Below are 2,217 nucleotides of genomic sequence, written 5' to 3' on the forward strand. Positions count from 1 at the left end.
AATTTGTTCAAAAGCTTCTTTCAATAACCCTGCAATTTGATAATGTACTTTATAACATTACTAACGAAAGCTTCCTTAGTCTTGAATGGGAGGATTATTGGGCTGAATTTGTGTCGGATTTGGCTCAAGGAAGTGGGAAAACAATCTATATAAGCAGCATGAATATGGTCGCTTCTACCGGAGTAAGACATGTTATGAACAGAAGAGACCTCTATTCATTTGTGGAAATTTCCCAAAATAATCAAGATTCAAGAGGAGCTAGGGGAAAGGCACATTGGGAAAATGTTGTAAAATGGAGAAGAATTCTAGAACTTCAAGAAGGGGGTGCAATGCCTATGAACAACGAGAAAATTTATGGCTCTAGGGAAAACAGAAACTATTCCTTTGGAACTGGTACAGAAGCAGAGGACAGATTTTGGAAGAATGTTTTTGGTGGGGCAGCCTCTGTACGCTTTCATAGACCGAATGCTGGAATGGGTTTATCCGAAAGAGCACAGATTAATATAAAAGCGTTGTCAATGTTTTTGGAGGAATTTGATATCTTTTCTTCCGGTTCATACTTAGGAATAGATTTTTATGCCGAATCGGAAGGATATGCTTTGGCCAATATTGGAAAGGAGTATGCTGTTTATCTTCCTGCTGGTAGATATTCATTAGAACTCGATCCCTGGCTTTTATCTAAAAAAGTCAGTATTAAGTATCTAGATTTTGATTCGGCTACTTGGTCAGAGAACGAAATTTTAGAATTAAAATGGGAAAAGGGTTTAAGTGAATTCTTTGGTTATCAACAGGGAATCCAAATAACTTCTCCTTCCAACCGTCCTTGTATAGCAGTTGTCAAATTTTTAAAATAGGATAAGGAAAAATCAAATGGTCATAAAGAATACTATAATTATCACTGTCCAATGGCTCACTTTTTTCATTTTGGTTTAGTAAAGAATTATCAGGCAGTAGCGGAGGATTTCTCGCCGCAGGAGGATTGGGCTATGATGGAAAAACAGACACACAAGGCAGCACGGCTATCGATAATTAAGTTTTCTTTATAAAAAATTATTATGAATCGACGAAATTTCATCATCAATACATCTTTGGTAGGATTGGTTTTACCATCCTTCTCCTCGGCAATTAAGTTTCAAGAAAAATTTAACTCTTCGGAAGAGGAATTACTGTATAATGGAATCAGATTGCCCAAATTATGGCCTCCGAGGCATTTTCAGCCTGAATCGGAAGATCCTATGGAAATACCCTATTTAAATAATATACCCAAAGCAATTCCAATTGATGTCGGTCGACAACTTTTTGTAGACGACTTTCTGATTCATGATACCAACTTAACAAGACAATATCATTTGGCTGAAAAATTTGAAGCCAATCCTGTATTTGCCCCCTATTCAGAAGATGAGGTTGGTGGGCCTGAAAATAAAAGATCGGTAGTATATACAGGTCATGGAGGTGTTTTTTATGATTGGGAAGAAGGTTTGTATAAGATGTACTACAGATCGGGATGGTTGGGTGGCTTGGCTTTGGCTACCAGTAAAGATATGATTAATTGGGAACGGCCGACTTTAGGAATTTCCGGGGGTAATTTGCTTTTACCAAAAGGGAATATCTACACTGGTGAAGCTTTATTGACTGCAGGTTCTGACAATTGTGTATGGTTGGATATGCAAGCTCCTTTAAGTAAGCGAATAAAGTTCCTTACCTGTTGGATGCACGCACCTCTCGATCAACGTCCAAAGCACACGACTCATACTTTGCACGTTTCTGATGGCAAAAAATGGTCAAAAGGCAGACCTACCGGAAAATTTGGTGACTATTGTTCGTTTTTTTATAATCCATTTAGAAAAAAGTGGATTTATAGTATCAGAATATCTGATGGATCTAGAGGCCGATGCAGGTACTATTCCGAACATACAGATTTCCTGAAGGGAGCCGATTGGTCTGATGCAGTTTACTGGACCAATGCAGACCGACTTGACAAGCCGGAACCGGTTGGATCTTATCCTGGTGCGGGCGAACAACCTCAATTGTACAGCCTGAATGCCATTGCCTATGAAAGTATTTTTATTGGGATGCATCAAATTTTGAGAGGACCAGACAATAAGATTTGCGATGAGGGTAAATTCCCTAAATTAACTGATCTGGAAATAGGTTACAGCAGGGATGGATTTCACTGGCATCGACCCGATCGAAGGGCTTTTATAGCTGGTGAGAGAA

Annotated in this window: 2 protein-coding genes; both read left to right on the top strand. The window is 38.8% G+C overall.

Annotation, left to right across the window (positions count from 1 at the left end; translation table 11 throughout):
- A partial coding sequence (locus ACEW8O_RS04645; protein WP_373493457.1) for a hypothetical protein occupies positions 1 to 854 on the top strand: 854 nt, incomplete at its 5' end.
- A gap of 201 nt (positions 855 to 1,055) precedes the next feature.
- A partial coding sequence (locus ACEW8O_RS04650; RefSeq protein ID WP_373493458.1) for a hypothetical protein occupies positions 1,056 to 2,217 on the top strand: 1,162 nt, incomplete at its 3' end.

It is taken from the genome of Aquiflexum sp. (assembly GCF_041749095.1).
Lineage (GTDB): Bacteria > Bacteroidota > Bacteroidia > Cytophagales > Cyclobacteriaceae > Aquiflexum.